Origin of the sequence: Deinococcus fonticola, assembly GCF_004634215.1 — a bacterium.
GTDB lineage: Bacteria > Deinococcota > Deinococci > Deinococcales > Deinococcaceae > Deinococcus > Deinococcus fonticola.
This window is the reverse complement of the sequence record NZ_SMMH01000028.1, coordinates 1-22941: the sequence shown is the minus strand read 5'-3', so window position 1 is coordinate 22941 and position 22941 is coordinate 1. Positions and strand designations below refer to the sequence as shown.

At 64.3% G+C, this 22941-nt stretch carries 29 protein-coding genes; 10 read left to right on the top strand and 19 right to left on the bottom strand.

What is annotated here, in order from left to right; all coding sequences use genetic code 11:
- Window positions 1-16: 16 nt before the first annotated feature.
- The 3 genes from E5Z01_RS14615 to E5Z01_RS14605 all read left to right on the top strand — a co-directional run bounded on the left by E5Z01_RS14615 (window position 17) and on the right by E5Z01_RS14605 (window position 2362).
- Window positions 17-913 (top strand): ABC transporter ATP-binding protein, encoded by an 897-nt coding sequence (locus tag E5Z01_RS14615; RefSeq protein ID WP_135230036.1) that lies wholly within the window; start codon window positions 17-19, stop codon window positions 911-913.
- Window positions 910-2037, top strand: a complete 1128-nt coding sequence (locus tag E5Z01_RS14610) for an ABC transporter permease (protein WP_205750497.1) — start codon at window positions 910-912, stop codon at window positions 2035-2037. Before E5Z01_RS14615 ends, E5Z01_RS14610 begins: the two co-directional genes overlap by 4 nt.
- Window positions 2038-2170: 133 nt before the next feature.
- Window positions 2171-2362, top strand: a complete 192-nt coding sequence (locus E5Z01_RS14605) for a hypothetical protein (RefSeq protein ID WP_167757947.1) — start codon at window positions 2171-2173, stop codon at window positions 2360-2362.
- On the opposite strand, the gene E5Z01_RS14600 is transcribed toward E5Z01_RS14605, so the two are convergent.
- Window positions 2363-2776, bottom strand: coding sequence for an NUDIX domain-containing protein (locus E5Z01_RS14600; RefSeq protein WP_135230034.1), 414 nt, complete (start codon window positions 2774-2776; stop codon window positions 2363-2365).
- A 79-nt stretch (window positions 2777-2855) separates the two neighbouring features.
- The gene (locus E5Z01_RS19605; RefSeq protein WP_167757946.1) at window positions 2856-3950 is read right to left on the bottom strand and encodes an Ig-like domain-containing protein; all 1095 of its coding nucleotides are present in this window, start codon (window positions 3948-3950) and stop codon (window positions 2856-2858) included.
- Window positions 3951-4061: 111 nt separating this feature from the next.
- On the opposite strand from E5Z01_RS19605, the gene E5Z01_RS14580 reads away from it, so the two are divergent.
- The 3 genes from E5Z01_RS14580 to lpdA all read left to right on the top strand — a co-directional run bounded on the left by E5Z01_RS14580 (window position 4062) and on the right by lpdA (window position 8134).
- Complete coding sequence (locus tag E5Z01_RS14580) at window positions 4062-5312, top strand: M16 family metallopeptidase (protein ID WP_135230030.1); 1251 nt, start codon at window positions 4062-4064, stop codon at window positions 5310-5312.
- The gene (locus E5Z01_RS14575) at window positions 5309-6514 is read left to right on the top strand and encodes a M16 family metallopeptidase (protein ID WP_135230029.1); all 1206 of its coding nucleotides are present in this window, start codon (window positions 5309-5311) and stop codon (window positions 6512-6514) included. The genes E5Z01_RS14580 and E5Z01_RS14575 overlap by 4 nt, the downstream gene beginning before the upstream one ends.
- A 216-nt stretch (window positions 6515-6730) precedes the next feature.
- A complete protein-coding gene (lpdA, locus tag E5Z01_RS14570) occupies window positions 6731-8134 on the top strand; it encodes a dihydrolipoyl dehydrogenase (RefSeq protein ID WP_119764619.1) in 1404 nt (467 codons plus the stop codon).
- A gap of 42 nt (window positions 8135-8176) precedes the next feature.
- Here lpdA and E5Z01_RS14565 read toward each other — a convergent pair whose 3' ends face one another.
- The 10 genes from E5Z01_RS14565 to E5Z01_RS14525 form a co-directional block, all read right to left on the bottom strand.
- On the bottom strand, window positions 8177-8845 hold the full coding sequence (locus E5Z01_RS14565) for a hypothetical protein (protein WP_135230028.1): 669 nt from the start codon (window positions 8843-8845) through the stop codon (window positions 8177-8179).
- Window positions 8846-8892: 47 nt separating this feature from the next.
- The gene (locus E5Z01_RS14560) at window positions 8893-9336 is read right to left on the bottom strand and encodes a GNAT family N-acetyltransferase (protein ID WP_135230027.1); all 444 of its coding nucleotides are present in this window, start codon (window positions 9334-9336) and stop codon (window positions 8893-8895) included.
- Window positions 9333-9806: a GNAT family N-acetyltransferase gene (locus tag E5Z01_RS14555; RefSeq protein ID WP_135230026.1), complete on the bottom strand. Its 474-nt coding sequence runs from the start codon at window positions 9804-9806 to the stop codon at window positions 9333-9335. Before E5Z01_RS14555 ends, E5Z01_RS14560 begins: the two co-directional genes overlap by 4 nt.
- Before the next feature lie 145 nt (window positions 9807-9951).
- Complete coding sequence (locus E5Z01_RS19600) at window positions 9952-10119, bottom strand: hypothetical protein (RefSeq protein ID WP_167757945.1); 168 nt, start codon at window positions 10117-10119, stop codon at window positions 9952-9954.
- A gap of 3 nt (window positions 10120-10122) precedes the next feature.
- Window positions 10123-10437: a hypothetical protein gene (locus E5Z01_RS14550; RefSeq protein ID WP_135230025.1), complete on the bottom strand. Its 315-nt coding sequence runs from the start codon at window positions 10435-10437 to the stop codon at window positions 10123-10125.
- A gap of 37 nt (window positions 10438-10474) precedes the next feature.
- On the bottom strand, window positions 10475-10912 hold the full coding sequence (locus E5Z01_RS14545) for a Panacea domain-containing protein (protein WP_135230024.1): 438 nt from the start codon (window positions 10910-10912) through the stop codon (window positions 10475-10477).
- Window positions 10913-11032: 120 nt separating this feature from the next.
- Window positions 11033-11410, bottom strand: a complete 378-nt coding sequence (gene mscL / locus E5Z01_RS14540) for a large conductance mechanosensitive channel protein MscL (RefSeq protein ID WP_135230023.1) — start codon at window positions 11408-11410, stop codon at window positions 11033-11035.
- Between the two features lie 179 nt (window positions 11411-11589).
- Window positions 11590-12423, bottom strand: a complete 834-nt coding sequence (locus E5Z01_RS14535) for a response regulator (protein ID WP_135230022.1) — start codon at window positions 12421-12423, stop codon at window positions 11590-11592.
- 100 nt (window positions 12424-12523) lie between these two features.
- On the bottom strand, window positions 12524-13594 hold the full coding sequence (locus E5Z01_RS14530; protein WP_167757944.1) for an agmatine deiminase family protein: 1071 nt from the start codon (window positions 13592-13594) through the stop codon (window positions 12524-12526).
- Between the two features lie 24 nt (window positions 13595-13618).
- Window positions 13619-13975 carry a hypothetical protein gene (locus tag E5Z01_RS14525; RefSeq protein WP_135230020.1) on the bottom strand — a complete coding sequence of 119 codons (357 nt, stop codon included), beginning with the start codon at window positions 13973-13975 and terminating at the stop codon, window positions 13619-13621.
- Between the two features lie 496 nt (window positions 13976-14471).
- On the opposite strand from E5Z01_RS14525, the gene E5Z01_RS14520 reads away from it, so the two are divergent.
- Both E5Z01_RS14520 and E5Z01_RS14515 read left to right on the top strand, forming a co-directional pair.
- Entirely contained in the window at window positions 14472-15152 is a 681-nt protein-coding gene (locus E5Z01_RS14520) for a hypothetical protein (protein WP_135230019.1), read from the top strand.
- A gap of 136 nt (window positions 15153-15288) precedes the next feature.
- On the top strand, window positions 15289-15912 hold the full coding sequence (locus tag E5Z01_RS14515) for a GNAT family N-acetyltransferase (RefSeq protein ID WP_135230018.1): 624 nt from the start codon (window positions 15289-15291) through the stop codon (window positions 15910-15912).
- Window positions 15913-15939: 27 nt separating this feature from the next.
- Here the strand turns inward: E5Z01_RS14515 and E5Z01_RS14510 are convergent, their stop codons facing one another.
- The 5 genes from E5Z01_RS14510 to thyA form a co-directional block, all read right to left on the bottom strand.
- The gene (locus E5Z01_RS14510) at window positions 15940-16737 is read right to left on the bottom strand and encodes an alpha/beta fold hydrolase (protein ID WP_135230017.1); all 798 of its coding nucleotides are present in this window, start codon (window positions 16735-16737) and stop codon (window positions 15940-15942) included.
- 224 nt (window positions 16738-16961) lie between these two features.
- On the bottom strand, window positions 16962-17477 hold the full coding sequence (locus tag E5Z01_RS14505) for a dihydrofolate reductase (RefSeq protein ID WP_135230016.1): 516 nt from the start codon (window positions 17475-17477) through the stop codon (window positions 16962-16964).
- Window positions 17464-17895 carry a deaminase gene (locus tag E5Z01_RS14500; RefSeq protein ID WP_135230015.1) on the bottom strand — a complete coding sequence of 144 codons (432 nt, stop codon included), beginning with the start codon at window positions 17893-17895 and terminating at the stop codon, window positions 17464-17466. Before E5Z01_RS14500 ends, E5Z01_RS14505 begins: the two co-directional genes overlap by 14 nt.
- The gene (locus tag E5Z01_RS14495) at window positions 17892-18323 is read right to left on the bottom strand and encodes an HIT family protein (RefSeq protein WP_135230014.1); all 432 of its coding nucleotides are present in this window, start codon (window positions 18321-18323) and stop codon (window positions 17892-17894) included. The genes E5Z01_RS14500 and E5Z01_RS14495 overlap by 4 nt, the downstream gene beginning before the upstream one ends.
- Window positions 18320-19651: a thymidylate synthase gene (gene thyA / locus E5Z01_RS20455; RefSeq protein ID WP_476698875.1), complete on the bottom strand. Its 1332-nt coding sequence runs from the start codon at window positions 19649-19651 to the stop codon at window positions 18320-18322. Before thyA ends, E5Z01_RS14495 begins: the two co-directional genes overlap by 4 nt.
- A 110-nt stretch (window positions 19652-19761) precedes the next feature.
- Between thyA and E5Z01_RS14480 the strand changes: the two genes are divergently transcribed.
- A complete protein-coding gene (locus E5Z01_RS14480; RefSeq protein ID WP_119766521.1) occupies window positions 19762-20553 on the top strand; it encodes an AIM24 family protein in 792 nt (263 codons plus the stop codon).
- A gap of 69 nt (window positions 20554-20622) precedes the next feature.
- Window positions 20623-21306, top strand: coding sequence for an ArsR/SmtB family transcription factor (locus tag E5Z01_RS14475; protein WP_135230013.1), 684 nt, complete (start codon window positions 20623-20625; stop codon window positions 21304-21306).
- Window positions 21307-21367: 61 nt separating this feature from the next.
- Here the strand turns inward: E5Z01_RS14475 and E5Z01_RS14470 are convergent, their stop codons facing one another.
- On the bottom strand, window positions 21368-21925 hold the full coding sequence (locus E5Z01_RS14470; protein WP_135230012.1) for a helix-turn-helix domain-containing protein: 558 nt from the start codon (window positions 21923-21925) through the stop codon (window positions 21368-21370).
- Between the two features lie 205 nt (window positions 21926-22130).
- The gene (locus E5Z01_RS14465) at window positions 22131-22679 is read right to left on the bottom strand and encodes a hypothetical protein (protein WP_135230011.1); all 549 of its coding nucleotides are present in this window, start codon (window positions 22677-22679) and stop codon (window positions 22131-22133) included.
- Window positions 22680-22941 lie beyond the last annotated feature (262 nt).

Below are 22941 nucleotides of genomic sequence, written 5' to 3'. Positions count from 1 at the left end.
CCTTCAAGGAGCCACCATGAATGCCATTGAAACTCACGACCTCTCCAGGCGTTACGGCCAGGTGGAGGTGGTCGCGCCGCTGTCCCTGACTGTTCCGGCGGGAATCGTGTTCGGTTACCTGGGCCCGAATGGGGCAGGGAAGACCACCACCATCCGCATGCTCAGTGGGGTACTGGAGCCGTCCGGGGGTTCGGGCGTGGTCGCGGGCGTGCCGCTGAGCGAACCGGACGCCGTGAAGGCCCGTATCGGGTACGCCAACCAGGCGGCCAGCGTGTACGTTGACCTGAGCGTGGAGGAGAACCTGCGCTTCAAGGCCGCGCTGTACCTGGCCCCCGCCAAGGTCGAACAGGCCGTCGAGGTCACCTTGCAGCGCCTGAGCCTGTTTCCCTTTCGCCGGCACCTGGCACGGCAGCTCTCGGGCGGGTGGCGGCAGCGCCTGAGCATCGGCACGGCGATTGTGCACGGGCCGCAGGTGCTTTTTCTGGATGAACCCACGGCGGGCCTCGACCCGGTGGCGCGGCGCGACCTGTGGGACGCCATCTACGCCCTGACCGACATGGGCACCACGGTTTTCGTCACCACGCATTACATGGACGAGGCTGAACGCTGCCAGCGTATCGCCCTGATCGCCAGCGGGCGCATTCTGGCACAGGGCACCCCCGAGGACTTGCGGGCCGGGCTGCCGGGTGTGCGCTACGCCCTGAACGCCCTGAACCTGAACAGCGCCCTGAAGGCCGTGCGCGCATTGCCCGGCGTGCAGGGCGCCTGGATCGTCGGGGACGAGGTGCGCGTCACCACCGCCGATGACCGGCTGGAAGCGTCCCTGGCCGCGCTGGGCCCCCTGCGGCGCGTGCCCGCCAGCCTGGAGGACGTGTTCGTGGCCTATTCGGCCCGGCAGGAGGCCCGCGCATGACCGCTTCGACGCCCATCACCCGCATCCTGGCGATTGCCCACAAGGAATTCCTGCACGTGCGCCGCGACGCCGTGCTGCCGCGCATGATCGTGCTGCTGCCGGTGGTGTTGCTGCTGCTGTTCGGGTACGCGCTGAACACCAACGTGAAGAACATCCGGCTGGGCGTGGTCGACCTGTCGCGCGACCGCGTGAGCAGCCGCATCCTGAGCAACTACGCCGCCGAGAACCGCTTTCAACTCATCGCGCAACCCTCGCACGAAGCGGCGTTGCAAGCGGCCCGCGCCGGGCAGGTGCGCGCCATCCTGGAAATTCCGGCCGGGGCGCTGGGGGCCGCCCGACAGCAGCAACCCGTGCCGTATACCCTCTTCGTGGACGGCAGCGACCCGACCTTTGCCGCGCAGGTTCGCGCCGCGTCCGCCGCCGCCACGCAGGACACCATGGCCGCGCTGGGCGCCGTGCGGGCCGCCACCGGAACGCTGAGCATGCCGGTCAACCCCACCCTGGAAACGCTCTATAACCCAGGCAACCGCAGCGCGGTGTACATGGTGCCGGGCCTGTCGGGCCTGATCCTGACCCTGATCTGCGTGATGCTGACGGCCCTGGCCATCGTGCGCGAGCGTGAAACCGGCACCATCGAGGCGCTGATCGCCACCACCGTGAAGCCCGCCGAGGTGATTCTGGGCAAACTGCTGCCTTACTTCGCCTTCGGGGCGCTGGACGCCGCGCTGGTGCTGACCATCGGGCACTTCCTGTTCGGGGTGCCATTGGCCGGCAACCTCTGGCTGCTGATGCTGGCGGCGCTGCTGTTCGTGCTGGGCAACCTGGGCCTGGGCATCCTGATCTCCACCGTCGCGGGTACTCAGACGCAGGCCATGTTCGCCACCATCGCCATCATCGTGCCCAGCATTTTCCTCAGCGGGTTTCTGCTGCCGCTGGAGGGCCTCAACCGCTTCTTCTCGTCCCTGTCGGCGCTGGTGCCGCTGCGCTACTACCTGCAAGCGGTGCGCGGCATCATGCTGCGCGGCACCGGCTTCAGCGACCTGCAAACCGCTTTCATCGGCCTGGGCCTCTTCGCGGTGGTGACCCTGACCCTCGCCAGCCTGCGCTTCAAGAAAACCCTGTAACCGTTCCTGATCCGGGCTTCAAATGAGGGGCGGGCCTTTCTGGAACCATTCGAGCGGAGGCGAGGGGAAGAAGAGACGGAATGGAGGAGCTACAACGACATGCTGGGAAAGCGTCGTCATGTCGTGCAATCGGATGCAGCCCGGACGACTTCACGTCCTGACCCAGACGCCCACCGGAACGGATGCCGGAACTGCCATCGGCGGCGCGCCGCGTCAGGAAGGACAGGCTGACCGCACGCTGAACGTCGTGGACTTCAGACGCGCCTTCTTCACCCCGAAAACGCTCCTGAGTTTCCCCGGTGACGCGGTGGTCATCCGCAAGTGATTACCGGTTCGCATCCTGCCGCTGCGCCAGCTCAAGCAGGGTGCGCGTGAAGGTGTTGAGAGGGTAGGTGCTGGCCTCTTCGGGCATAACCCACGCCCAGGCCTCTATTTCCTCGTTGGGCGCGATGTCCTGCCTGGGGGACGCCGCAAAGAAATCCACCAGCAACTGGTGCGCGGGTTTATGGAATTCCGGCGACAGCACCGCCTCCTGCGTCTGCGCGTACCGGATATCCGAGAGGGTCAGGCCCGTTTCCTCCAGAAACTCGCGCTTCAAGGCCTGTTCCAGAGTTTCGCCCCACTCGACCTTGCCACCCGGCACACCCCACAGCCCGCGCCACTTGGTCGTTCTGACCAGCAGCACCCGCCCACCCGGCTCCTGAACAAGCGCCCCCACGCATACCACTGGCCTTTGCATGCCCCCAGCGTAAAAGAAAAGAGGAAAAGAAAAACGCGGCTTGCCCCAACTTGAGGGCAGGCCGCGTCAGCGCCCCAGGTCAGGGAATGGCGACGGTGACGCTGGCGCTGGCCTTGCCCACGTTTCCGGCGGCGTCCGTGGCGGTGATGTAAATGGTGTTCACGCCGTTGAAAAGCTTGCTCACGGGAATGGTGGCCGTGCCGCCCGCCGTGCTGAGGTTGCTCAGCTCAATCTTGCCCAGGGCTTCCGTCTGCACGTACCCGGTCACGGTGGTCACGCCCACGTTGTCCGACAGGCCGATGCCGATGGTGTAATCGCCCGCCGTGGTGAGGGTGCCGCTGGGCACGCTGATCGTCACCGTGGGGGCCTGGTTGTCGGGGCTGGGCGTCGGGGTTGGGTCGGGTGTCGGGGTAGGAGGTGTCGGTGCAGGTGGGGTGGGGTCAGGCGCGGGTGGGGTCGGATCAGGCACTGGCGCTGTTTCAATCCTGACCATGACGCTCTTACTCAAGGTCTGTTCATTCCCGGCGGCGTCACGCGCCGTAATGGTGACCTTGTACACCCCATTCAGGGTGGCGTCCACCGCCAGATCGTAGGTGAAACTGGTCAGCGTATCCGAGGTCTTGTCAAAAAGTGTGACGGTCTTGTTGTCCTCGTCGAGGCGCTCGACGAGCATGCGCACACTGACTACACCCACGTTGTCCGTGGCTTTTCCGAAGATGGTGAAGGTGCCGGGGGTCGTCACGATGGACGTGGGAATACCGTCGATGACGACCTCCGGCTTCTGCGTATCCGGGACGATCTCTACTTTTACCGTTGTCTCAGCCGACTGGGTGTTGCCGCTGGTATCGGTCGCCACGACTTTCAAGGTGTGTGAACCGTTCTGGCTGAGCGTCCACGCGTAGGGGGCCTCATAGTTGCCCTGGCTATCGGCCGAACTGTCCTTTCCAGCGGACTGATTGTCGACAAAAAATTCGACCTGTTGAATGCCCACATCATCGGTGGCTTTGGCGCTGAAGGTGACCGTACTGGCCTGGGTGACGTTGGTGTTCAAGCTGTTCAAGGTCACGGTCGGCTTCACCTTGTCGGCCGTGGACTCGGGGCTGGTGGGCGGACTGCCACACGCGGCCAGGGCAGCCGTCAGCAGCGCGGTCAAGGGAAGCAGCGCTTTTTTCATCACCCTCTTACCTTAAAGGACATCTGCCAGGTTGGGATGAATCGGGCTCTCATCTGGTGACCTCTGCTCCTGTGGCCGGTGGTGAAGCAGCAAATGCCCTACACTGCCCGGATGCCTGGCAGTTCGGTTCACGTGTTTCAGTTCAGTGGGGGGTTCAGCTGCGCCTTCGAGTCCCGCTCCGGGCCGGGGTTCGCTTTCGATCTGCGCCTGCCGCTGGGCAGCGCGCACGACCCCGTGGGCCGGGAAGGTTCGGCCGCGGTGCTGGAGGAGTGGCTGTTCAAGGGCGCGGCGGGCCGCGACGCCCGGCAGCTTCAGGACGCCTTCGATGACCTGGGGGTGCGCCGGGGCGGGGGGGTCGGCCCGGAAGCCACGCGCCTGAGCGTCAGCGGCCTGTTGGAAGACCTGCCTGCCGCGCTGAGCCTCGTGGCGGACGTGCTGCTGCGCCCGGCCCTGCCGGAGGCGGAAGTGCCGGTGCTGCTGGACCTGGCCCGCCAGGACCTGGAAGCCCTGCGGGACAGCCCATCCGACCTGCTGGGCGTGCAGGCCCGCGCCCACACTTTCCCGCGCCGGGAGGCGGATGGGGGCGCGGGGTACGGTCACCCGGCCACCGGCACGCTGGAAGGCCTGGCGAACGTCACGCCCGCAAGTTTGCGTGAGCACTATGGCCGCTATGGTCAGGCGGGCAGCGTGCTGGGGCTGGTGGCCGACCTGAGCGCCGGGGAGGCACAGGCGCTGGTGGAACGGACGTTCGCGGAGTGGCTGGCCGGTGAATACACCGTGATCCCCGTGCATTTTCAGGGCGGCCTGAGGCGCCATTTCGATGACCCCGAGGCCGAGCAGACGCACCTGCAACTCACCGCGCCGGGCGTGGCCCCCACGCACCCGGACTGGCTGGCCTGGCAACTGGCCCTCACGGCGCTGTCGGGCGGCAGCAGCAGCCGCCTCTTTCACGCGGTGCGCGAGGAACGCGGGCTGGCCTACGCGGTCGGCGCTTCAGCGCTGGTGCTGGCCGGGCAGGGCTTCCTGAGCGTCTACGCGGGCAGTACCCCGGGGCGCCTGCCGGAAACGCTGGATGTGATCTGCGCGGAGCTGCGGCGCCTGCCGGCGGGCCTGGGTGAAGCCGAGTTCCGGCGGGCCCACGCGGGCCTCAGCGCCAGCATCGTGTTCGGCGGCGAGTCGGCCCGCAGCCGGGCGGTGGCCCTCACCCGCGACCTGACGCTGTTCGGGCGGGTACGTGACCTGGGGGATCTGCGCCGCGAACTGGACGCCCTGACCCTGACGGACGTGAACCGCTTCCTGCACGACTACCAGCCCATGCAAAACGCCAGCCTGTTCACGCTGGGCCAGGCGGTGCCGGCATGAAGCATGTTTTGCCGAGCGGCCTGACCCTGCTGCTGGAAAGTGATCCGCACGCGCAGAGCGTCGCGGCCGGGTACTTCGTCAACACCGGCGCGCGCGACGAGCGGCCCAGCGAGATGGGGTGCAGCCACTTTCTGGAGCACCTGATGTTCAAGGGCAGCGAGGAACTGGACGCTGTGACCCTCAACGAGCGCCTGGACGACCTGGGCGGTCACTCGAACGCCTTCACCAGCGAGGAAGCCACGGTGTACCACGCCGCGGCGCTGCCCGAGCGTCTGGACGAACTGCTGGACACGTTGACGCACCTGATGCGCCCGGCCCTGCGTGACGCGGACCTTCAGGCCGAGCGGGGCGTCATTCTGGAAGAAATCGCCATGTACGCCGAGCAGCCGGGCGTGTGCGTCGTGGACGAACTGCGCGGCGACTACTACGGGCCTCACCCGCTGGGGCACCGCGTCCTGGGCACCGTGGAGACGGTGTCGGCCCTGACGCAGGGGCAACTGGCCCGCAACCACCGGGAACGCTACGGAGCGCAGCACGTCACGCTGGTGCTGGTGGGCGCCTTCGACGAGCAGGCGGCCCTCGACTGGGCCAGCCGCGAACTGGCGTCCTGGCCCGCAGGCCGGCCGACGCCCCCGGTGCCGGCACCGCAGCCGCCCGCGCAGAGTTCCTTCCGGCACCTGCATGACCCCAGCCTGCACCGCGTGCAGGTGGCCCTGACCACGCCGGGCCTGGGCGTTCGGCACCCGCTGCGCGAGGCGGCCGCGCTGCTGGCCGACCTGCTGGGCGGCGACGGCGGGGCGCTGTACTGGGCGCTGGTCGACACTGGCCTGGCCGACATGGCCGACCTGGCGCACCTGGACTACCGCGACAGCGGCGTGTTCGAGGGCGGGTTTTCCTGCGATCCCGGGCGCCTGGACGCGGTGCTGAGCGCCTACCTGAACGTCCTGTCCGGTGCCCAGGCCCTGATTACCGAGGCGGCAGTGCGTCGCGCCGCCCGCAAGGCCGCGGTGGCCACCCTGCTGCGCGCCGAAACTCCGCAGGGCCGCCTGTTCACGCTGGGCATGGAGTACCTCGCGGTGGGTGAAGTGCGCAGCAATGCCGAGCTCGCCGCCCGCTTCACCCGCGTGACGGCCGCCGACGTGCGCGAGGTGCTGCGCCTGTGCCCGCTGCACCCCGTGACCGGCGTCATTCTGGGGCCGTGAACTACGCAGCGGTGGGTCAAGCCTGAAGTGACCGTGCTGACAGTGACCGTGATGCCAGTAACCGTGATGCCAGTAACCGTGATGACCGGGCAGCCCTGAGGGGTATGCGGCCGGCGCTCCGGCAACCGATTCACCACCGCAAGGTGTCAGTGGCCGGTGTCCGACTATGCTGGCGCGTGAATACGGGCTGGGGGGTCACCCGGTAGACTGACCCTTATGACCAAGTCCTACGACTTTGATGTTCTGGTGATCGGCGCTGGCCCCGGTGGCTACCACGCCGCCATTCGCGCCGCGCAGCTGGGCCTGAAGACCGCCTGTGCCGAACGCGAAAGTGTGGGCGGCGTGTGCCTCAACGTGGGCTGCATTCCCACCAAGGCCCTGCTGCACGCCGGGGACATCCGCGCTGAGGCCCGCCACGCCAGCGACTTCGGCCTGCAACTGGCCGAGCAGCGCATGGACATCGCCAAGCTGAACGGCTGGAAAGACGGCATCGTCAAGAAACTCACCGGGGGCGTCAGCGGGCTGTTCAAGGCCAACAAGGTCACGCACCTGATCGGCAACGCCAGCTTCGTGGACGACCACACCGTGCAGGTCGGCGACAAGACGTACACCGCCGCCAGCATCATCATCGCCACCGGCAGTGAACCCGCCCGGCTGCCTGGCCTGGACGTGGATCAGCAGGGCATCGTGGACAGCACCGGCGCCCTGGTCATGCCCGACCCGGTGCCCGCCCGCATGCTGTGCGTCGGCGGCGGCGTGATCGGCTTCGAGTTCGCGCACATCTACAACAACATGGGAAGCCAGGTCAAAGTCATCGAGTTCCTGCCCACCATCATTCCCGGCGCCGACGCCGACGCCGTGAAAGCCTTCCAGAAAAGCATGGAGAAGCAGGGCATCAAGGTGGCCGTGCAGACCAAGGCCAACCGGGCCGAGAAGAAACAGGACGGCATCCATGTGGAGCTGGAGAACGTCAAGACCGGCGAGAAATCAGTCGAGGTCTTCGACCGGGTGCTGGTCGCCGTGGGCCGCCGACCCCGCACCGACGGCCTGAATCCCGAGAAAGCCGGCGTGACCGTCACCGAACGGGGCTTCGTTCCCGCCGACAGCAAGCAGCGCACCAACGTTCCGCACATCTACAGCATCGGGGACGTGGCCTCGAACCCCATGCTGGCCCACAAGGCCATGAAGGAGGGCCTGGTGGCCGCCGAGGTCATTGCCGGCAAACCCGCCGAGCAGGACGCCGTGGCCATTCCCGGCGTGGTGTACACCAACCCCGAGCTGGCGTGGGTGGGCCTGACCGAGCAGGAAGCCAAGGACAAGGGCTATGAGGTCAAAATCGGCAACTTCCCCTTCGCCGCTTCGGGCCGCGCCATGACCCTGCAACAGACCGACGGCTTCGTGAAGATGGTCGTCGAGAAAGACACGGACCTGGTGCTGGGCGTGCACATCGTCGGCCCCCGTGCCAGCGACATTCTGAGCGAGGCCAGCCTGGCGCTGGAAATGGGCGCCACCGCCACCGACATCGCGCTGACCATCCACGCCCACCCCACCCTGGGCGAGGCCATGCTGGAGGGCGCCGAGTCCGCCCACAAGCAGGCCATTCACATCGTCAACCGCTGAGCGAGACTGACAGCAAGACAGGCCCCCGGCTGCGGCTGGGGGTTATTCCTGTTGTAGAGAGAGAAGAGCGTTGCTGAGGGTTTGCGCCGCCTCGCCGTCCGGGTTCGCAAAGAAGGCGGCTTCCAGCCACGTGACGGCCTCGGCTTTAGGCCATTCGGGAGGAAGCCCAGCGTGGGCGTTGCAGACAAGCGCATAGGCCAGATGCTGTGCCCCGCGTGGATGCTCACGCCAGAGCTTGAGCAGTTCAGCCCGCGTCGGGCCGAAGGTTTGCAGCGTCCCCCAGTCAAGGATCATGGGAGCGGGCAGGATATAAGGCGGGGCTTCCAGAAACGCCTCCCACCAGGCCAGGGCATAAGAGTACAGAGACTGGGCCTGCACGCTTGTGAGTGAGTAGCCCTTCTCCCTGGCGAAGCGTAAGCGCGAGGCAATGTCCTCCAGTTGCTCCCAGTGGTCGGGGTCATCCGGCGAAAGGGTCAACGTTTCCAGTAACCTGGGCAGAAAATACCGGAAATCGTCCCAGGTGCCGACGTTATACACCGACTCGAACTTATAGGAGCGCATCAACTCCGGTGAAAGCTCCCGGAGAGGGAAGGTCAGAAGTTGCCGCACCTCGCCGGGCTCCAATTCGTAAGGCTCGTGCTGGATGTATTCTGGCCGTGGCATCTCGGCGAAAGCGGTATAGACAGCTTCAAGGGCATTGCGTAGAGTCATATGGTTCTCCAAAGGTGGGCTTCCCTGGCGCCGACAGCGGCTGCTCATCAGATAAAGCGCTTTTCGAAAGGAACTTTGCTGTGCTGGTCGTACACACAGCTGCGGTAGAACGGCTGGGCCGTCTCGACCTGATGTCCGGTCATCAGCATCAACTTGTAGGCCTTGACCCCGTGCGCCAGGGTTTCGGCCGCCGCCATCAGGGCCTGACCGACCCCCTGGCGGCGCGCTGAAAAGTCCACCACGACATTCTCGATCACGCCGTAAGGCCGCGCCAGCCGGGTCCGGTTGGGAAGAAACGAAACCGTCAGCGTGCCGACCACCCGCCCCTCCAGTTCTGCCAGCAGCACGTGCATGCCGGGGTGACGCAGCATGTCGTGCCTGACCGCCTGCGTGAGCGCGGCCGGTGGCTGGTGACGGGCACTGAGCTGCGTGTAGAGTTTCAGCAGGGCCGGCAGATCCTGCTGGGTGGCCGTTCGGACAGTCAGGCTCACAGTTTTTTCTCCATCACCCACAGCAGGCCGCGTTTGCCCTGGCGCTCGCGCAGCACCGTCCAGCCGGTCTTGCGGTACACGTGAAGGGCAGCGAGGTTGGTCTGGTGGACGCACAGCAGCAGGCGCCGGGCATACGGAAAAGTCCGGGCGACGTATTCCGGTAGGGCGTCCATGACCTGCGTGCCCAGGCCGCGCCCCTGGGCACCCCGGTCAAGGCTCAGGCCGTTCAGGGTCAGCGCCTGCGGGTCGGGCTGCCCGGCGTACCATTCCACCCGTTCGTCGGCGCTCAGGACGAACATTCCAAGCGGTATACCGTTCTCCAGCACCGTCGCGGCCTGGCGGGCCGGGTGGCCCTCGATTTCCGGCAGGAGTTCGGCGGGCAGGTGCGTCCAGCTCTCCTGCCCCGGTGCCAGGCGCAGGTTCAACAGGGCCGCACGGTGGGGCGCGCTGAAGGGAACAAGCTCGATCATGCCGTGATTCTCACACCTCGCGCGGTGGGATCGCTCGTGGTTGGCAATCTCACCCGACGGGAAGGATTCGCCAAAAAGACGCGGTGCGGGAATTGGACTCAACTTCGGCTCTTTCCGGATGTGCGGGAAACGGCCGCACGGCTTATCACACGCTTTTTTCCTTCTCGCGGGGGTACAGCCAGTTCAGGATGACCAGGAACATGCCGATCACGCTGGCCAGCGCACTGCCCGTCAGGGCAATGAGCACGGTGTCGCTGAGGGTAAAGAAGGCTGTGTGCAGGCCGGTCAGGACGGTCGCGCACGCCGCGAACACCAGCTAAAGCACCTTCAGCCAGAACACGCGGCTGCTGTATTTGCGCCGGTACATCTTGATGTGCTCCTGTTCCTCGCGCAGAAAGGTGCTGCGGTCGCGCAAGATGGCGTTCTCGGTGCGGCGCTGCTCCAGTTGTTCGCGCAGCAGGTCGACTTCCACCTGCAATTTCAGGAGGGCCGCGTTGCTGGGCGGTTCCTCGGGCGGGGTAACGAGGGCGGCGGCCACTTCCTGGTCCAGATGACGGGTTTGTTGCTCGCGGGCCTGCTGGGCCTGTTGCTCGGCCAGTTCCTGAATTTTCTCGGCAAGCAGGTCGCTCAAGGATCGGCCCTCCCTGGGCAGGGGTTGACTTGCAGGTTCAGTAGCTGCGGGTCAGGTCGTCGGGGATCAGGCCGTAGGCTTCGCGTTCGCTGGTGAGGCTCCAGGGCGAGCCGGGCAGGTGCGTGATGTTCCTGAGTTCCCAGCCGTCGAAGCGCCCGTAAGCTTCGTAGGTCTGCTTCACCACTTCCTGCGCCTGTGGGTCGAGGTCAAAGGCCGGCATGGCCTCCGGCAGCAGGTGGTGGACGGGCTGGGCGCCGGTGCCTTTGAGTTGCTCGTAGAGGTGGGGGGCGACCGGGCCGTGCCTCCAGGCGTAGAAGTTGTTGGCGACCAGCCGCCGGTCGTGCAGGGCCAGAGCGAGGCTGTGGGCCAGGTACACCAGTTTCTGAAGCTGCATGTGTGTCAGCAGCCTGCCGTCAGCGGCGGCCAGTTCGATGAAGTGATTCGCTCTTTTCTCGGCAGGGGAGGAGATAGGCATGGCGGCGTCCTCTGGACACATCCATTATAACGCCATTCTGTTGTGAACGTAAATGGTGCAGGTGTGCCAGAAAAAATGAACCGCAGGCTGGGGCTTGCGGTTCAGGTCAAGCCACGACGTTCAGCGGACGTTCTGGGTCTTCAACAGGTCGCGGATCTCGCGCAGCAGAGTGATGTCTTCACCGGGGGGGGGAGGCGGGGGAGCAAAACGGGCGGCGAAACTGCTGAGCGGGCGAATCAGGAAGAAATACACCACCGCCGCCGTCAGCAGGAAATTGACGATGGCCGCCAGCAGCATACCCACCGGAAAACCACCCACCGAGATGACTTCCAGAGACTTGGCCGGATCGCTGCTGCCCAGAATCAGTTTGATCAGGGGCTCCACAAACCCCTTCATGAAGCCGTCGACGATCTTGGTAAAAGCTCCACCGATCACCACAGCGGTGGCCAGTTCGACGACGTTGCCCCGCATCAAGAAATTGCGAAATCCTTCCCACATGTGGCGATGTTCTCACCACGTCAAAAAAATGACAACCCTCTACCAGGATTGGTCTAGATAACTTTACATTCAGCTAAACCTATAAGGAGCGGGATGCACTCAGGCACACCCAGTATGGCCCAGTTCGGTGAAGATTCACTGCTCACACAACAAACTTCACTTTCCCTACCCCGCAGCTTTCACACTTGGTGCGGGTCGCCCAGCGCCTGTAATCTCTGCAACACTCGCCCGGCCACCTGCTCGTCGCGTACCACCAGGGTCAGGCGCTGACCCCTCCAGCGCCCCACGAGCCACACCCGGTCGAGCAATTGCACCTGCAGGAACTGGCCCGGCGGCCACACCGACCCCAGTTCACCGGCGACCCCATATACGCCTGCCAGGACATTCACGGCCAGATGCCCCAGCTCCGGCGGCAAAGGCAGGTTCCATTGCCGCTGCACTATCCCGGACTCGTCCAGCTGCGCCGCCGACAACACCCCAGGTTGCCGGCACAGCTCGTCCAGGGGGTCAATGTCCAGTAAGACACTCTCCTGCGGCAGGGAGGCTGGCGCGGCAGTGGGCAACACCGGGGCTTCAGGGACGCTGGCGGGCCCCACAGCCGCCAGCTGCGCCGGTGCCGGGTGACCTGGTTCCCCGGTCTCGCGCCCCAGCCACTGCCGGATGACCTTCAGGAGCGGCTCTGACAGCAGCGGCTTACGCAGCACGGCCTCCACCCCCAGCGCCTGGGCGCGGGAACGGGTTTCGACATCGACCACGCCGGTGCACAGAATCACCGGCAGGTCGGGCCGCTGGCGTTTCAGAATCGCCGCCAGTTCCAGGCCGCTCTCGCCGGGCATCTGCACGTCCGACAGCACCAGTTGCATGCACGGCGTCAGGGCCCGCAGCGCGTCGGGCACGCTTTCTGCCAGGGTCACCCGCACGTAAGGCGCGAGCATGCGCTCCACCTTGCGGCGCACGCCCCCACTGTCATCCACCACCAATATGTGCGGCAAGGCGCGCGCCGAAGGAGTCATGTTCCCAGGGTAGGGACGGTTTCCTCACCCCTTTCTTACTTGCTGGACGCCGGAGGTGGAATTTGTTACACCTGCTCTCCCCCTGCTGGGGGGGCTCCCGCTACTCTCCCTTCCAGACCGTTCCCGCCGGTTGCTGCTGGGTCACGCAGTGAAAACTGCCGCCCCCCTCGATAATCTGGCGGCTGGGCAGGCCGATCACCTCGCGCCCCGGAAACAGCGGGCGCAGCACCTCCAGCGCCCGCGCGTCGTTCGGGTCACCGTACTGCGGCACCACCACGAACCCGTTGCCGATGTAGAAATTTGCGTAGGTGGGCGGCAGACGCCCCTCGGCGCCCTCCAGGTACTCGGCGGGCAGCGGCAATTCCACGATCCGGAAGGGTTGCCCGCCCGCGTCCGTCATCTCGCGCAGGTCGGCCAGGTTCTTGCTCATCACGGCGTGATTCGGGTCGTTGACATCCGGCTCCACGCTGGTCACGATGGTGCGCTCGTCCGTGAAACGCGTGATGGTGTCGATGTGCCCGTCGGTGTGGTCGTTTTCCAGTCCGCCGTCCAGCCACAGCAGCTTTCTTACACCCAGCATGTCACTCAGCAAATAGGTATAACCCTCCTCGGTGAGGCCCGGATTGCGCGTGTCGGTCAGAAAACACGAGCGTGTGGTGAGGCCCACGCCTGCACCGTTCACTTCCAGCCCGCCGCCTTCCAGCACGATGTTCATGTCCCAGTGGCCCGCGTTCATGGTGCTGGCCACGTACTCCGGCACGCGGTCGTCGTTTTGCCAGTGGAACTTGCCGCCCCAGGCGTTGAAACGCCAGTTCACGAGGGCCACTTCGCCCCTTCCCCCGGCTCCAGTTCTCTTTACGAAAATGGGGCCGTTGTCACGCATCCACACGTCGTCCAGCGGCACGCGGTGGAACTTCACGTTCACCCCTTCCAGGCGGCCGCGCGCATCCGCTTCCGACTCTTCGTCCCGCACCAGCAGATGCACCGGCTCGAACCGCGCAATGGTGCTGACCAGCCCGGCAAACTCACCGCGCACGCCTTCCAGGTGACCAAACCACAGGTCATCGTCGGCCGGCCAGCTCATCCAGGTGGCCGCGTGCGGCTCCCACTCGGCCGGCATGGCAAACCCCAGGTCACGTGGCGTCGAATCGTCAGGCGAAAAGTGCTTCATGACGTGCATTAAAGCATTAGCCCGTTAGGGACAGAACCGCAGGACATTCAGACTTTCCCCTGAAAACACCACTGGACTGACCCGGGCCTGCGGCTGCAACACCGCCGAATTTCTCCCCCAGAGAATGACGGGCACGCCCTCCCACGGCGGCGTCAGCGGATCGGGTTGCCGGACGCGCAGCCACGGAAAACGTGAACACCGCAACTCGAAGTGACCGTCCAGCATGGCATTCGAGGAGTACCCCCGGAAGTAGGAAAACCGCACCAGCTCCACCCGTCGCCCACCCAGAAATGATGGGGGAGCCGCCACCCGCAGGCTCGGCACCGTCCGCACAGGCCCACTCAGGGCCGGCCACAGCACCAGCAACAACAGCAGAGCCATGACTATGTGCAACGACCAATGTCTTGAACCTTGACCAGCCACGGCCCAGAGTCTGACAAGAACCGTAAGGGGAATCGTCCATCCTTGGGAGGAGAAGGGCGAAGTGGGCCTGAGGATTCTCGTACAGAAATTCTGTGCCGCGCAGGGCATTCGCGGCTGCCACCACCTGCCAGCCGAATGAGGCGGCGCACTGCCGCCCGCCCCGTACCGCGCCATGACTTCCGAGACGAACCCGCTGGACAGGCTCAGGGCCGCTACGCGTGCTCCAGGTTGCAGGCGGGACGGTCGAACAAAAACAGGTGATCCCCTGCCTGAGCATAAGGTGTGGGCTCAGCCTGCTGGAATCTGAACAGTAACCGATCAGGCCAAAAATTAAGCGTGTCAGGCACATATTCTGAGTGTTTAATGATCGTGTAATAGATGGCGATTTAGACTGCTGCTTGACCACATTCACTGGTCAATTTACGCTAGTTCGTTGTGCTCACAGGAGGAATTAATGTCGTTCACCAAATCCCTGACCGTCCCGGCCCTGCTCAGTTCCGTCCTACTTAGCACCGCTCTGCTCTCGGGGTGTGGCAGTATCGCCCGCAACGCCGCCGACAACACGCCGGTCAGTGCCCTGCCCCTGGCCGGAGCCAAAGCCAGCGGTCAACTCAGCGAAGCGACCGCCCTGGCTGCCCAGGCCATCAACATCACCACGAGCGGCCGCGTGACCGTCACCAAGACCTTCGACGACTTTGATCCCAGCACCCTGCCCGGCATCGTCGGCACCCCCAGCGGCCTGGACGTGCCGCTCGCGGTGGAGTCGGCCGTGTTCTCTGGCTGCGCCGGCGGCGTCCTGCCCAGCGCCGACACCCTCACCCTGACCATTAAGAAGGTCAGTCTGTCCGTCACGGACGCCAAAGCCACCGCCTCCACCGAGTTGCCCCTGAATGCCACCGCCACCGTTGCCCTGACCAAAACGGCCGCTGGCAGCTACAAAGTCAACACGCCCACCGCCACCTTCGGTATGCTGAAACTTCTGTGGCCCACCTACTCGCCCGTCATGGCCAAGTCGGGAACCAATACCCCCAACACCCTGAACCTGGGCATGGATGTCAGCGTGAACACCGGCCCGGCCTGCACGCTTACCCTGACGCTCTCCACTGGCCTGAAGCAGAACATCCGCTTCCAGTAAATTCACCTGCCCGGCGCCATCACCTCTCCAGGGGCGGTGGCGCTGGCTGTCTTTGAGCCCGTTGCCCAGACAGACCGGGCGTTCCTCCGTCAAATCGCTGATTTGTACATACCAAAGCCTGCTAAAAATAGACCTTATGGTGAAGACCGACGCCCTGCTCTGCCCCCGGACGCTCCAGACCGCCCGGTTGCGCCTGGAACCGCTGGGCGTGCGTCACCTGGAACACGTCATGCAGACCCTGGAACACCAGGAATTCATGCGCCTGACCGGCACGCATGTCCGCTACACGCGCTTCGAGGTGCAGCGCCTGCTGAGCAGCCTGCCGCGCCGGGGTGACCGGGCCGACTGGGCCATCCTTGACCGCGAGGACGGGCAGTACCTGGGTGAAGTCGTGCTGAATGACCTGGACGGTTACAACCAGAGCATGAACTTCCGCATCCTGCTGGCTCACCCGGAACTGGTCGGGCAGGGATACGGCACGGAAGCCACGAACGCCGTGGTGGAATACGGCTTTCACCTGGTGGGCCTGCACCGCATCAGCCTGAGCGTGTACGCCTTCAACCCTCGGGCGCGGCGCGTGTACGAGAAGTGCGGCTTCTCCTTCGAGGGCACGCAGCGCGACGCCCTGTGCTGGGAGGGCCAGTGGGTCGATCAATTCCTGATGTCGATCCTCAAAACCGACCCACGCCCGGACGTGAAACTGGAGTTCGGCCCAGGCGGCAGCGTATCCGCCCGGGTCATGTCGCCGCAGGCCAGATGAAGGCCTATCCGGCAGCACTGGCTGCCTTTATGGTTGATTACCCTGCCGCAACCATTCCTTCACCACCCGGTTGAAGCGTTCAGGCTGCTGAAGCATGACCCAGTGCCCCGTATCGAACGAAACGACCCGACTGCCTGGGCGCTGCTGCACCCGCCGTAGCCAGCCGGGCGTATGAAACATCAGCGGCTTGTCCTGCCCGTACACGTACAGCATGGGGCCAGCCGGGGCGAAAGGCCGCGCCGTGCGCAGGTATGACTCCCGCCCACCGAACCACATCAGAAAGTACGGGTAGTTCATGCCGGCCGTGACTTCGGCCGGAGTTTTCGGAACATGCATCAGGCGCATCAGGGCGCGGGTCATCAGGTTGCCCAGCCCGCCACCAAGCCACCAGGCCAGTGCCAGCCACCCCTGGTAAGCCAGCGTGAGGCCCAGGCCCCGGGGCGTGCGCTCGCTGCCGTCTCCGACGTCCACGCCGATGATACTGGCGACCCGGTGCGGGTCACGCTGCGCGAACTGATACCCGAACAGGCAGCCCCAGTCGTGCAGCAGCAGGATCACCGGCTGGTGTGGGGACACCTGCTCGACCACCCTGGCGATGAAAGCGGTCAGGTCATCCAGCGTGTAAGCCTTGCGGGCGTCTGGAACGTCGAAACCGGGCAGGGTGAAGCGCACGCAGCGGTAGTCATCCCGGAATGCCTGTACCTGCTCGTCCCAGAGGCGATAGGTGTCGGGCCAGGCGTGAATCATCACGATGGTCTGTGATCCCTCGCCCTCGATGTGAATGTCGGTGTCCTCGATGCAGATGCGCTGGGTCTGGGTGGGCATGACTCGTCTCTTTTCCCCTCCAGTTTGCCTGCTGGCCGGCGGCGGAACTGGCTTTGCGGTCAAGCCGACTCTTCACCAGTACTGGGTGGCGACACATCTTCCACCGACTACGAAGGGCAGAGCCAATCACAGGCAAGCCCCGGCACGCGCCACGACTGGCGTGCAGCGGCGCAAGCCGGAATTTGTCGAAGCGGCGTAGGATCCTCGGAGAGGGCAAAACACACTTATTTCGTTCTGCGCACCAGCGTCCTGAAGGTCAGGTCATACTTGTTTTTGTCGTCTGCTGGCCTGAATGTCTCGCTGATCGTTTCCCACTCGCCGGGCAGGTCGGGCATGAAGGTGTCGCCCTCCAGCACCGTATGAATGATCGTTTCTTCCCGCCGCGTCAACCGATCAGCGTACAGTTTGTAAATTTCCGCCCCACCGATGATGACGATTTCTGACGCGTCCCCCGCCGCCTTCAGGGCTTCCTCGGGCGAGTGAACGGCCACCGCCCCCTGGGCCTGAAAATCCGGGTTGCGCGTCAGGACTATGTTCAGGCGGTTCTTCAATGCCTGTCCGCCCAGTGACTCCCACACCTTGCGGCCCATGATGTTCGGCTTCCCCACACTCAGGCGCCTGAAATGCGCGAAATCAGCGGGCAGGTGCCAAGGCATCCCGCCATCCTTGCCGATCACGCGGTTTTCCGTCATGGCGTAAATGGCGACCAGTTCAGGCCCGGCAGCGTCAGGAGTGGGCATGAATGACCTCGATTTCGGCGGCCCGCAGAATGTCCGGCCCACCCGGTAAATTGGCTTCCAGGCGGGGGGCTTCGGCGTAAGGCGCGGCGTACACCACGCGGCTCACCCGGCGCGAATTCACGATCAGGCGGGCGCAGGCAGCGCAGGGCGCGTGCGTGACATACAGCGTGTGGCCCTCGCCGTTCCAGTTGGCGGCCAGCAGCGCATTCACTTCGGCGTGAATAAAGCCCGACAGGCCGTGAACCAGACTTTCGCGCTCATTGGCTTCGCCGGCTGCCCGCCCGTTGTACCCCACGCCCACCACGCGGTGGTGCCGGTCGAGCAGGCACGCGCCCACCTGAAATTTCTCGTCCGTGCTGCGCGTCGCCCACAATTTTGCTGTGGCCAGCCCCAGATCATCGAAAGTCGGGCGGGTCATGCGCTCTGCTCCAGCGCAGCGCGAAGTTGCGCGGCCACGCCATTCAACTCGGCGCGTGAAGGCTGTGGCCAAGACACTTCCACCTTGAATCCGTCGTCTTTCAAACGCGGGAAAACGTGCATGTGGGCATGAAAAACATCCTGAAAAGCCGCCTTGCCGTTCGCCATCCACAGGTTGAAGCCCTCGCAGGGCAATTCGCTTTGCTGGAGGGCCTGAGCGACCCGTTGAGAAAGCTGAATCAGGGCGCTGGCTTCCTCGGGCGTCAGGTCCGTGAAGGTGGCCGCGTGGCGCCGGGGCACCACCAGCGTGTGCCCTGTGTTGAACGGCCCGATGGTCAGGAACGCCAGACACAGGTCATTCTCGGCGACCAGGCTGGCTTCCGCCTCACCGGCCACGATCTGGCAAAAAATGCAGCTGTCCCCGCTCATACGGCAATCGGGGCCTTGATCCCCGGGTGCGGGTCGTACCCGCTCAGCGTGAAATCGGCGTACCTGAAGTCGTCGATGTTCTTCACGTCAGGGTTCAGGTGCATTTGCGGGAGGGGCCGGGGCTCGCGTTTCAACTGCCGTTCCACCTGCTCGAAGTGGTTGTGGTAGATGTGGCAATCTCCGCCGGTCCAGATGAACTCGCCGGCCTCCAGGCCCGTGACCTGCGCGACCATCATGGTGAGCAGCGCGTAACTGGCGATGTTGAACGGCACCCCCAGCAGGGAATCGCAGGAACGCTGGTACAGCTGGCAACTCAGGCGACCGTCCGCCACGTAGAACTGAAAGAAGGCGTGGCAGGGCGGCAGGGCCATTTTCTCCAGTTCGCCGACATTCCAGGCGCTCACGATCAGGCGGCGCGAATCGGGGTTCGCTTTGAGCTGCTCGATCACCTGCGCGATCTGGTCGATGCCTGGATGCTTTTCCCTCACCTCGACTAATGTAAAACCGTGCCGCACTTTCGCGTTCTTTCTTCCTGTCCATAAATCCGAAAGGTTGCCGTCTATGATGCCCTGCTGCTCGCAGAACTGAGCGACATTCGAGAACTCATGCAGTTCCCCTTCCTGATCCCGCAGGACAAACACCCGTTCAGCTTTCAATCTGGCATTGTCCACATCGGTCATCCACATACACGAGGCGGGGCCGTAAGTGAAGCCGTCTCCCCGGAGGTCTTTGTCTAGCACCAGGCGAGGTTCCTTCGGGCTGGTGACCCGGTAACCGGGCAGAGTCACGGCATCACGCGCAAAGACCTCGAAGGCCAACCAATCGTCAACCACGTAAACGCCCCGGCCTCCATAATCGGCGTAACTTGGACTGTTAGGGTCATAACAACGGGCCATCATGCCTTCCCATGTTTTAGCCAGCGGGTGGTTAGCCTTACCTCTTCCCGAACCCACTCCGAGATAAGAAGCGTTGTAATCCGGCGAGAGGGCAGGCGTGGGTTGACGACGGCGAGGGTAGGGCTTCCCCCATTTTCTCCAGTTCCAGCCGTACACCGGCCCCAGTTCACCGTGTTCGTCTTCCCACTCGTCCCAGATGGTTACACCGTGTTCTTTGAGGTATGCGGTATTGCCGCTGCCCTGCAAGAACCACAGGAGTTCGTGAATGATGCTTTTCAGGTGAACGCGTTTCGTCGTGACCAGCGGAAAGCCCTCGGACAGGTCAAACCGCATCTGGTAACCGAACACCGACCGGGTGCCGGTGCCGGTTCGGTCGGTCTTGTCCACCCCGTTCTCCATGATGTGCCGCAGATAATCCAGATACTGTCGCATTACTGGACAGTGTAGAGAGTCAGGGGGCTGCCAGGCCAGAAAGGGCAAAGCTGACTGGCTGTGGCGCATGTGCCTGACCCACGGTCATGCAGGTCGGTTACCCTGAGGGTATGGAATTCACCTGGACTTCAAGTGTCGAACGTGAACTGAGCGGCCCTGGCATTCAATTGCAGGTGCTGGAGTACAGCGCCCAGCCCATGGAAGGGCCACTACAGGGGTTCCCGCAGATGCTGAACCGCCCGGGCCGCTGGCGGCAACTGGCGGTGCACACGCAGGGCGCGGGCGCGACGCTGGAAACGGGGGCTTTGCAGTACCTGCGCGGCAACCTGGAAATGCAGGCGGTGTCCGCTGCGGGCGGTGGCGGGGGGCTGGGTGGGTTCCTGCGCGGCGCAGTCACGGCCGCCGCCACCGGCGAAGGCATGTTCAAAACTGCGTTCAAGGGCAGCGGCGTGCTGTACACCGAACCCACGCAACTGCACCTGCTGCTGGGCGACCTGCGCGGCGAATCGGTGATTATCGACGACGGGGCGTTCGTGGCCTGCGTGGGCGACATCAGCGTGGGCCGCCACGTCAATCAGGGGTTCGCTCAGATGATGGGCAGCGGTGAAGGGCGCGTGCAGCCCAAACTCACGGGAACGGGCCTGTTCGCCCTGCAAAGCCCCGTGCCACCCGAGGAATTTCAGGTGCTGGAACTTCAGAATGATGTGTTGAAAGTCGACGGCAACCTCGTGGTGGCGTACACCGACGGCCTGCAATTCACCGTGGAACGCAGCGGCCGCGGCCTGATCGGCAGCGCCAAAACGGGCGAGGGATTCATTCAGGCCTTCCGGGGAACAGGTCGCGTGTGGCTGACCCCCACCCTGCCCCTGCATTACCGTCCCTCAGTCATGGCCACGCCGTGACCGTCTGGCAGGTGCCTCACTTCACGTTCTCCTGAAACGTCCGCTGATGTGCCGCCTTAGCCTGTGCTCATGACCGGATTGAGTGGTGTGGCGTCCCTGATGGCCGACCCGACGCGGGCGCACATGCTGACCATCCTGCTGGGCGGGCAGGCGTTCACGGCGGGCGAACTGGCGCGGGCCGCGAACGTGTCCCCGCAGACGGCCAGCAACCACCTGGCGCAGTTGCGGGCGGGGCAACTGGTGGAAGTGGCCGCGCAGGGTCGCCACCGTTACTACCGCCTGTACGGTTCGGAGGTGGCACACGCGCTGGAGGCCCTGCTGGTGCTGGAACGCCGTAATGTACCCGGTTTGCCGCCGCCCGTTCCCGCCGAGTTGCGCGTGGCCCGCCGCTGTTACGATCACCTGGCCGGGGAACTGGGCGTGCTGCTCCTGGACGCCCTGCTGGAACGTGACTACCTGACCGACGCCTACCTGAAACTCACTTCCGCTGGCGAAGCCTGGTTCACGAACCTGGGCGTGGATTTGCCCGCCCTCACAAGAAAACGCCGTCCCTTAACCCGCCCGTGTCTGGACTGGTCGGAGCGTCGCCCACACCTGGGCGGTTCCCTGGGCGCGGCCCTACTGACTCAATTGCTGTCACTGGGCTGGGTGGCCCGCGTGGAAGGGCGGCAACTGCGCGTCACCATGCCTGGATTGACCGCCCTGGAACGGGAACTGGGCGTGGTGCTGCGCGAGACGAAATGGGCGTCCTAGCCGGGGTATCCTTCCCGCTGAATCTCAAATGCCTGAATCCCTGGCCTGCACCGCAGAATCATTAATCCATCTGCCCGCGCACCAGCATGATGCTCACGGTGTAGGGCGGTTCGCTGGGCTGTTCGAGTTGCTGGAATTCGTCGAACACCTGCGCCAGACGCTGCTTGAGGCGCAGGGCGTCCGCGCGGCTGAGGTTCATCTGCCCGAGGTTCAGCATGAACGGCTCGTTGCCCAGAAACAGCGCGTCGGCGGGGCCGTGCTCGTCGCCCATGTTGAGGGCCTCGGCGCTCAGCCAGTACCCGCGCCGCCCGCTGGTGTGCTGCTGGGCAATCCGAATGGCGTTTTCCACGATGCGCCGTGTGCGCGGAAGAATCTGGGCGTTGGCGGCGTCTTCCAGGGTACTGGCACTGGTCACGTCGAAGGGAATGAACCAGCGCGGCGCAATCGAGTAGTGTTTCACGGGCCGCCCGGCGCGTTTCTCCAGCCTGTCCACCACGGCCACGCTGGCCTGTTCAAGGCGGGTCATCAGGTAGTGCGCCTGGTTCAGGTCGATCTTCAGTTCAGCGGCCAGCTGCTTGACGGCGCAGGGGGTTTTCATCAGCAGCGGTCGCAGTTGCACGTCCATTAGCAGTCTGGCAGCAGCAGTCTGGCCTGCTGAGCGGCCGCTTCCTGAACGTCTTGGGCCGCGGGGGACATACCGCTAGCCTACTTCAACCTTTTTCCTGAACCGGCTTTGCCTGCACCAGCTGTGGTCAGGCCCCTTCACGCCGGGTCAGTGAAAGGCAGAGCCGTCACGTTGGCGGCTTTGCCTTGATAGTAGTGATTTAAGCGCTTTGTCTGGAGTGGCGGAAACCCAGGAAAGCCAGCAGGGCCAGCAGGGCCGCGCCGACGTAGGCGACGATGGCGGCGGTTCCGGCGATGTTGCTCATGGTGCCGAAGGCGTAGGCGTTGAGCAGCATGCCGCGCAGGGTGTTGCCCATAAACAGGGTCTGGCGCATTTCGCCGAGCTGCTGGGCTTCAGGCGAGGTCTTGTCGGCCACTTTCATGTACTCGCCGGAGACTTCCTCGTAGGTTTTGCCCTGGGCCATGCTGTTCATGTGCGCGGCGATGTAGTGATCCGCGAAAGCCTTGGCCTGTGCGCCGTTGGTCATGGTCTGCCCGGCGAAGGGTTGCAGGGCCGCCTTATCTTCTTCGGACAGCCTTTCGATGCCAGGGCCGGCCGGCATGACGATCTTTTGCGAGGCGAGCTGGTTTTGCACTTCGCCCTTGATAAAGGTGCTGGCCGTAGACAGCAGGATGCCGCCGATCAGCAGGATGGCAGCCAGTGCGAGACCCATGTACGAGATCAGTTTGTCGAGGGTACTGCGGTTCATGATACGACTCCTTGTTTATAGAAACCGGCTAAAGCGTTTAATGTAAAACCGCTTTATATGAAAACCATATTCTTCTTTCCTAATCTTCGGCAGTGACAAAAGGCCCGGTCAGACGCTTTTTATCTTGAAAGAAAAACGGCGATTAGGGGTTGACATTTCGTGTCCAGAATGGCAAAGGGATGAAGGTGTTGACGCCTCATCCCGACTACAGTTTAATGCCCATCCCCCAGGCCGCAACGCTGATTGCCTTTCAGGTTCAATT

Coding starts and splice junctions, on each gene's coding strand:
- E5Z01_RS14515 (WP_135230018.1), top strand. CDS start 15,289: ATGGTGAAGACCGACGCCCTGCTCTGCCCCCGGACGCTCCAGACCGCC.
- E5Z01_RS14555 (WP_135230026.1), bottom strand. CDS start 9,806: ATGATCGAGCTTGTTCCCTTCAGCGCGCCCCACCGTGCGGCCCTGTTG.
- E5Z01_RS14615 (WP_135230036.1), top strand. CDS start 17: ATGAATGCCATTGAAACTCACGACCTCTCCAGGCGTTACGGCCAGGTG.
- E5Z01_RS14465 (WP_135230011.1), bottom strand. CDS start 22,679: ATGAACCGCAGTACCCTCGACAAACTGATCTCGTACATGGGTCTCGCA.
- E5Z01_RS14600 (WP_135230034.1), bottom strand. CDS start 2,776: ATGCAAAGGCCAGTGGTATGCGTGGGGGCGCTTGTTCAGGAGCCGGGT.
- E5Z01_RS14610 (WP_205750497.1), top strand. CDS start 910: ATGACCGCTTCGACGCCCATCACCCGCATCCTGGCGATTGCCCACAAG.
- thyA (WP_476698875.1), bottom strand. CDS start 19,651: ATGCGACAGTATCTGGATTATCTGCGGCACATCATGGAGAACGGGGTG.
- E5Z01_RS14530 (WP_167757944.1), bottom strand. CDS start 13,594: ATGAAGCACTTTTCGCCTGACGATTCGACGCCACGTGACCTGGGGTTT.
- E5Z01_RS14535 (WP_135230022.1), bottom strand. CDS start 12,423: ATGACTCCTTCGGCGCGCGCCTTGCCGCACATATTGGTGGTGGATGAC.
- E5Z01_RS14480 (WP_119766521.1), top strand. CDS start 19,762: ATGGAATTCACCTGGACTTCAAGTGTCGAACGTGAACTGAGCGGCCCT.
- E5Z01_RS14525 (WP_135230020.1), bottom strand. CDS start 13,975: ATGGCTCTGCTGTTGTTGCTGGTGCTGTGGCCGGCCCTGAGTGGGCCT.
- lpdA (WP_119764619.1), top strand. CDS start 6,731: ATGACCAAGTCCTACGACTTTGATGTTCTGGTGATCGGCGCTGGCCCC.
- E5Z01_RS14505 (WP_135230016.1), bottom strand. CDS start 17,477: ATGCCCACTCCTGACGCTGCCGGGCCTGAACTGGTCGCCATTTACGCC.
- E5Z01_RS14605 (WP_167757947.1), top strand. CDS start 2,171: ATGCAGCCCGGACGACTTCACGTCCTGACCCAGACGCCCACCGGAACG.
- E5Z01_RS14500 (WP_135230015.1), bottom strand. CDS start 17,895: ATGACCCGCCCGACTTTCGATGATCTGGGGCTGGCCACAGCAAAATTG.
- E5Z01_RS14475 (WP_135230013.1), top strand. CDS start 20,623: ATGACCGGATTGAGTGGTGTGGCGTCCCTGATGGCCGACCCGACGCGG.
- E5Z01_RS14565 (WP_135230028.1), bottom strand. CDS start 8,845: ATGACTCTACGCAATGCCCTTGAAGCTGTCTATACCGCTTTCGCCGAG.
- E5Z01_RS14495 (WP_135230014.1), bottom strand. CDS start 18,323: ATGAGCGGGGACAGCTGCATTTTTTGCCAGATCGTGGCCGGTGAGGCG.
- E5Z01_RS19605 (WP_167757946.1), bottom strand. CDS start 3,950: ATGAAAAAAGCGCTGCTTCCCTTGACCGCGCTGCTGACGGCTGCCCTG.
- E5Z01_RS14575 (WP_135230029.1), top strand. CDS start 5,309: ATGAAGCATGTTTTGCCGAGCGGCCTGACCCTGCTGCTGGAAAGTGAT.
- mscL (WP_135230023.1), bottom strand. CDS start 11,410: ATGTGGGAAGGATTTCGCAATTTCTTGATGCGGGGCAACGTCGTCGAA.
- E5Z01_RS14510 (WP_135230017.1), bottom strand. CDS start 16,737: ATGCCCACCCAGACCCAGCGCATCTGCATCGAGGACACCGACATTCAC.
- E5Z01_RS14520 (WP_135230019.1), top strand. CDS start 14,472: ATGTCGTTCACCAAATCCCTGACCGTCCCGGCCCTGCTCAGTTCCGTC.
- E5Z01_RS14580 (WP_135230030.1), top strand. CDS start 4,062: ATGCCTGGCAGTTCGGTTCACGTGTTTCAGTTCAGTGGGGGGTTCAGC.
- E5Z01_RS14545 (WP_135230024.1), bottom strand. CDS start 10,912: ATGCCTATCTCCTCCCCTGCCGAGAAAAGAGCGAATCACTTCATCGAA.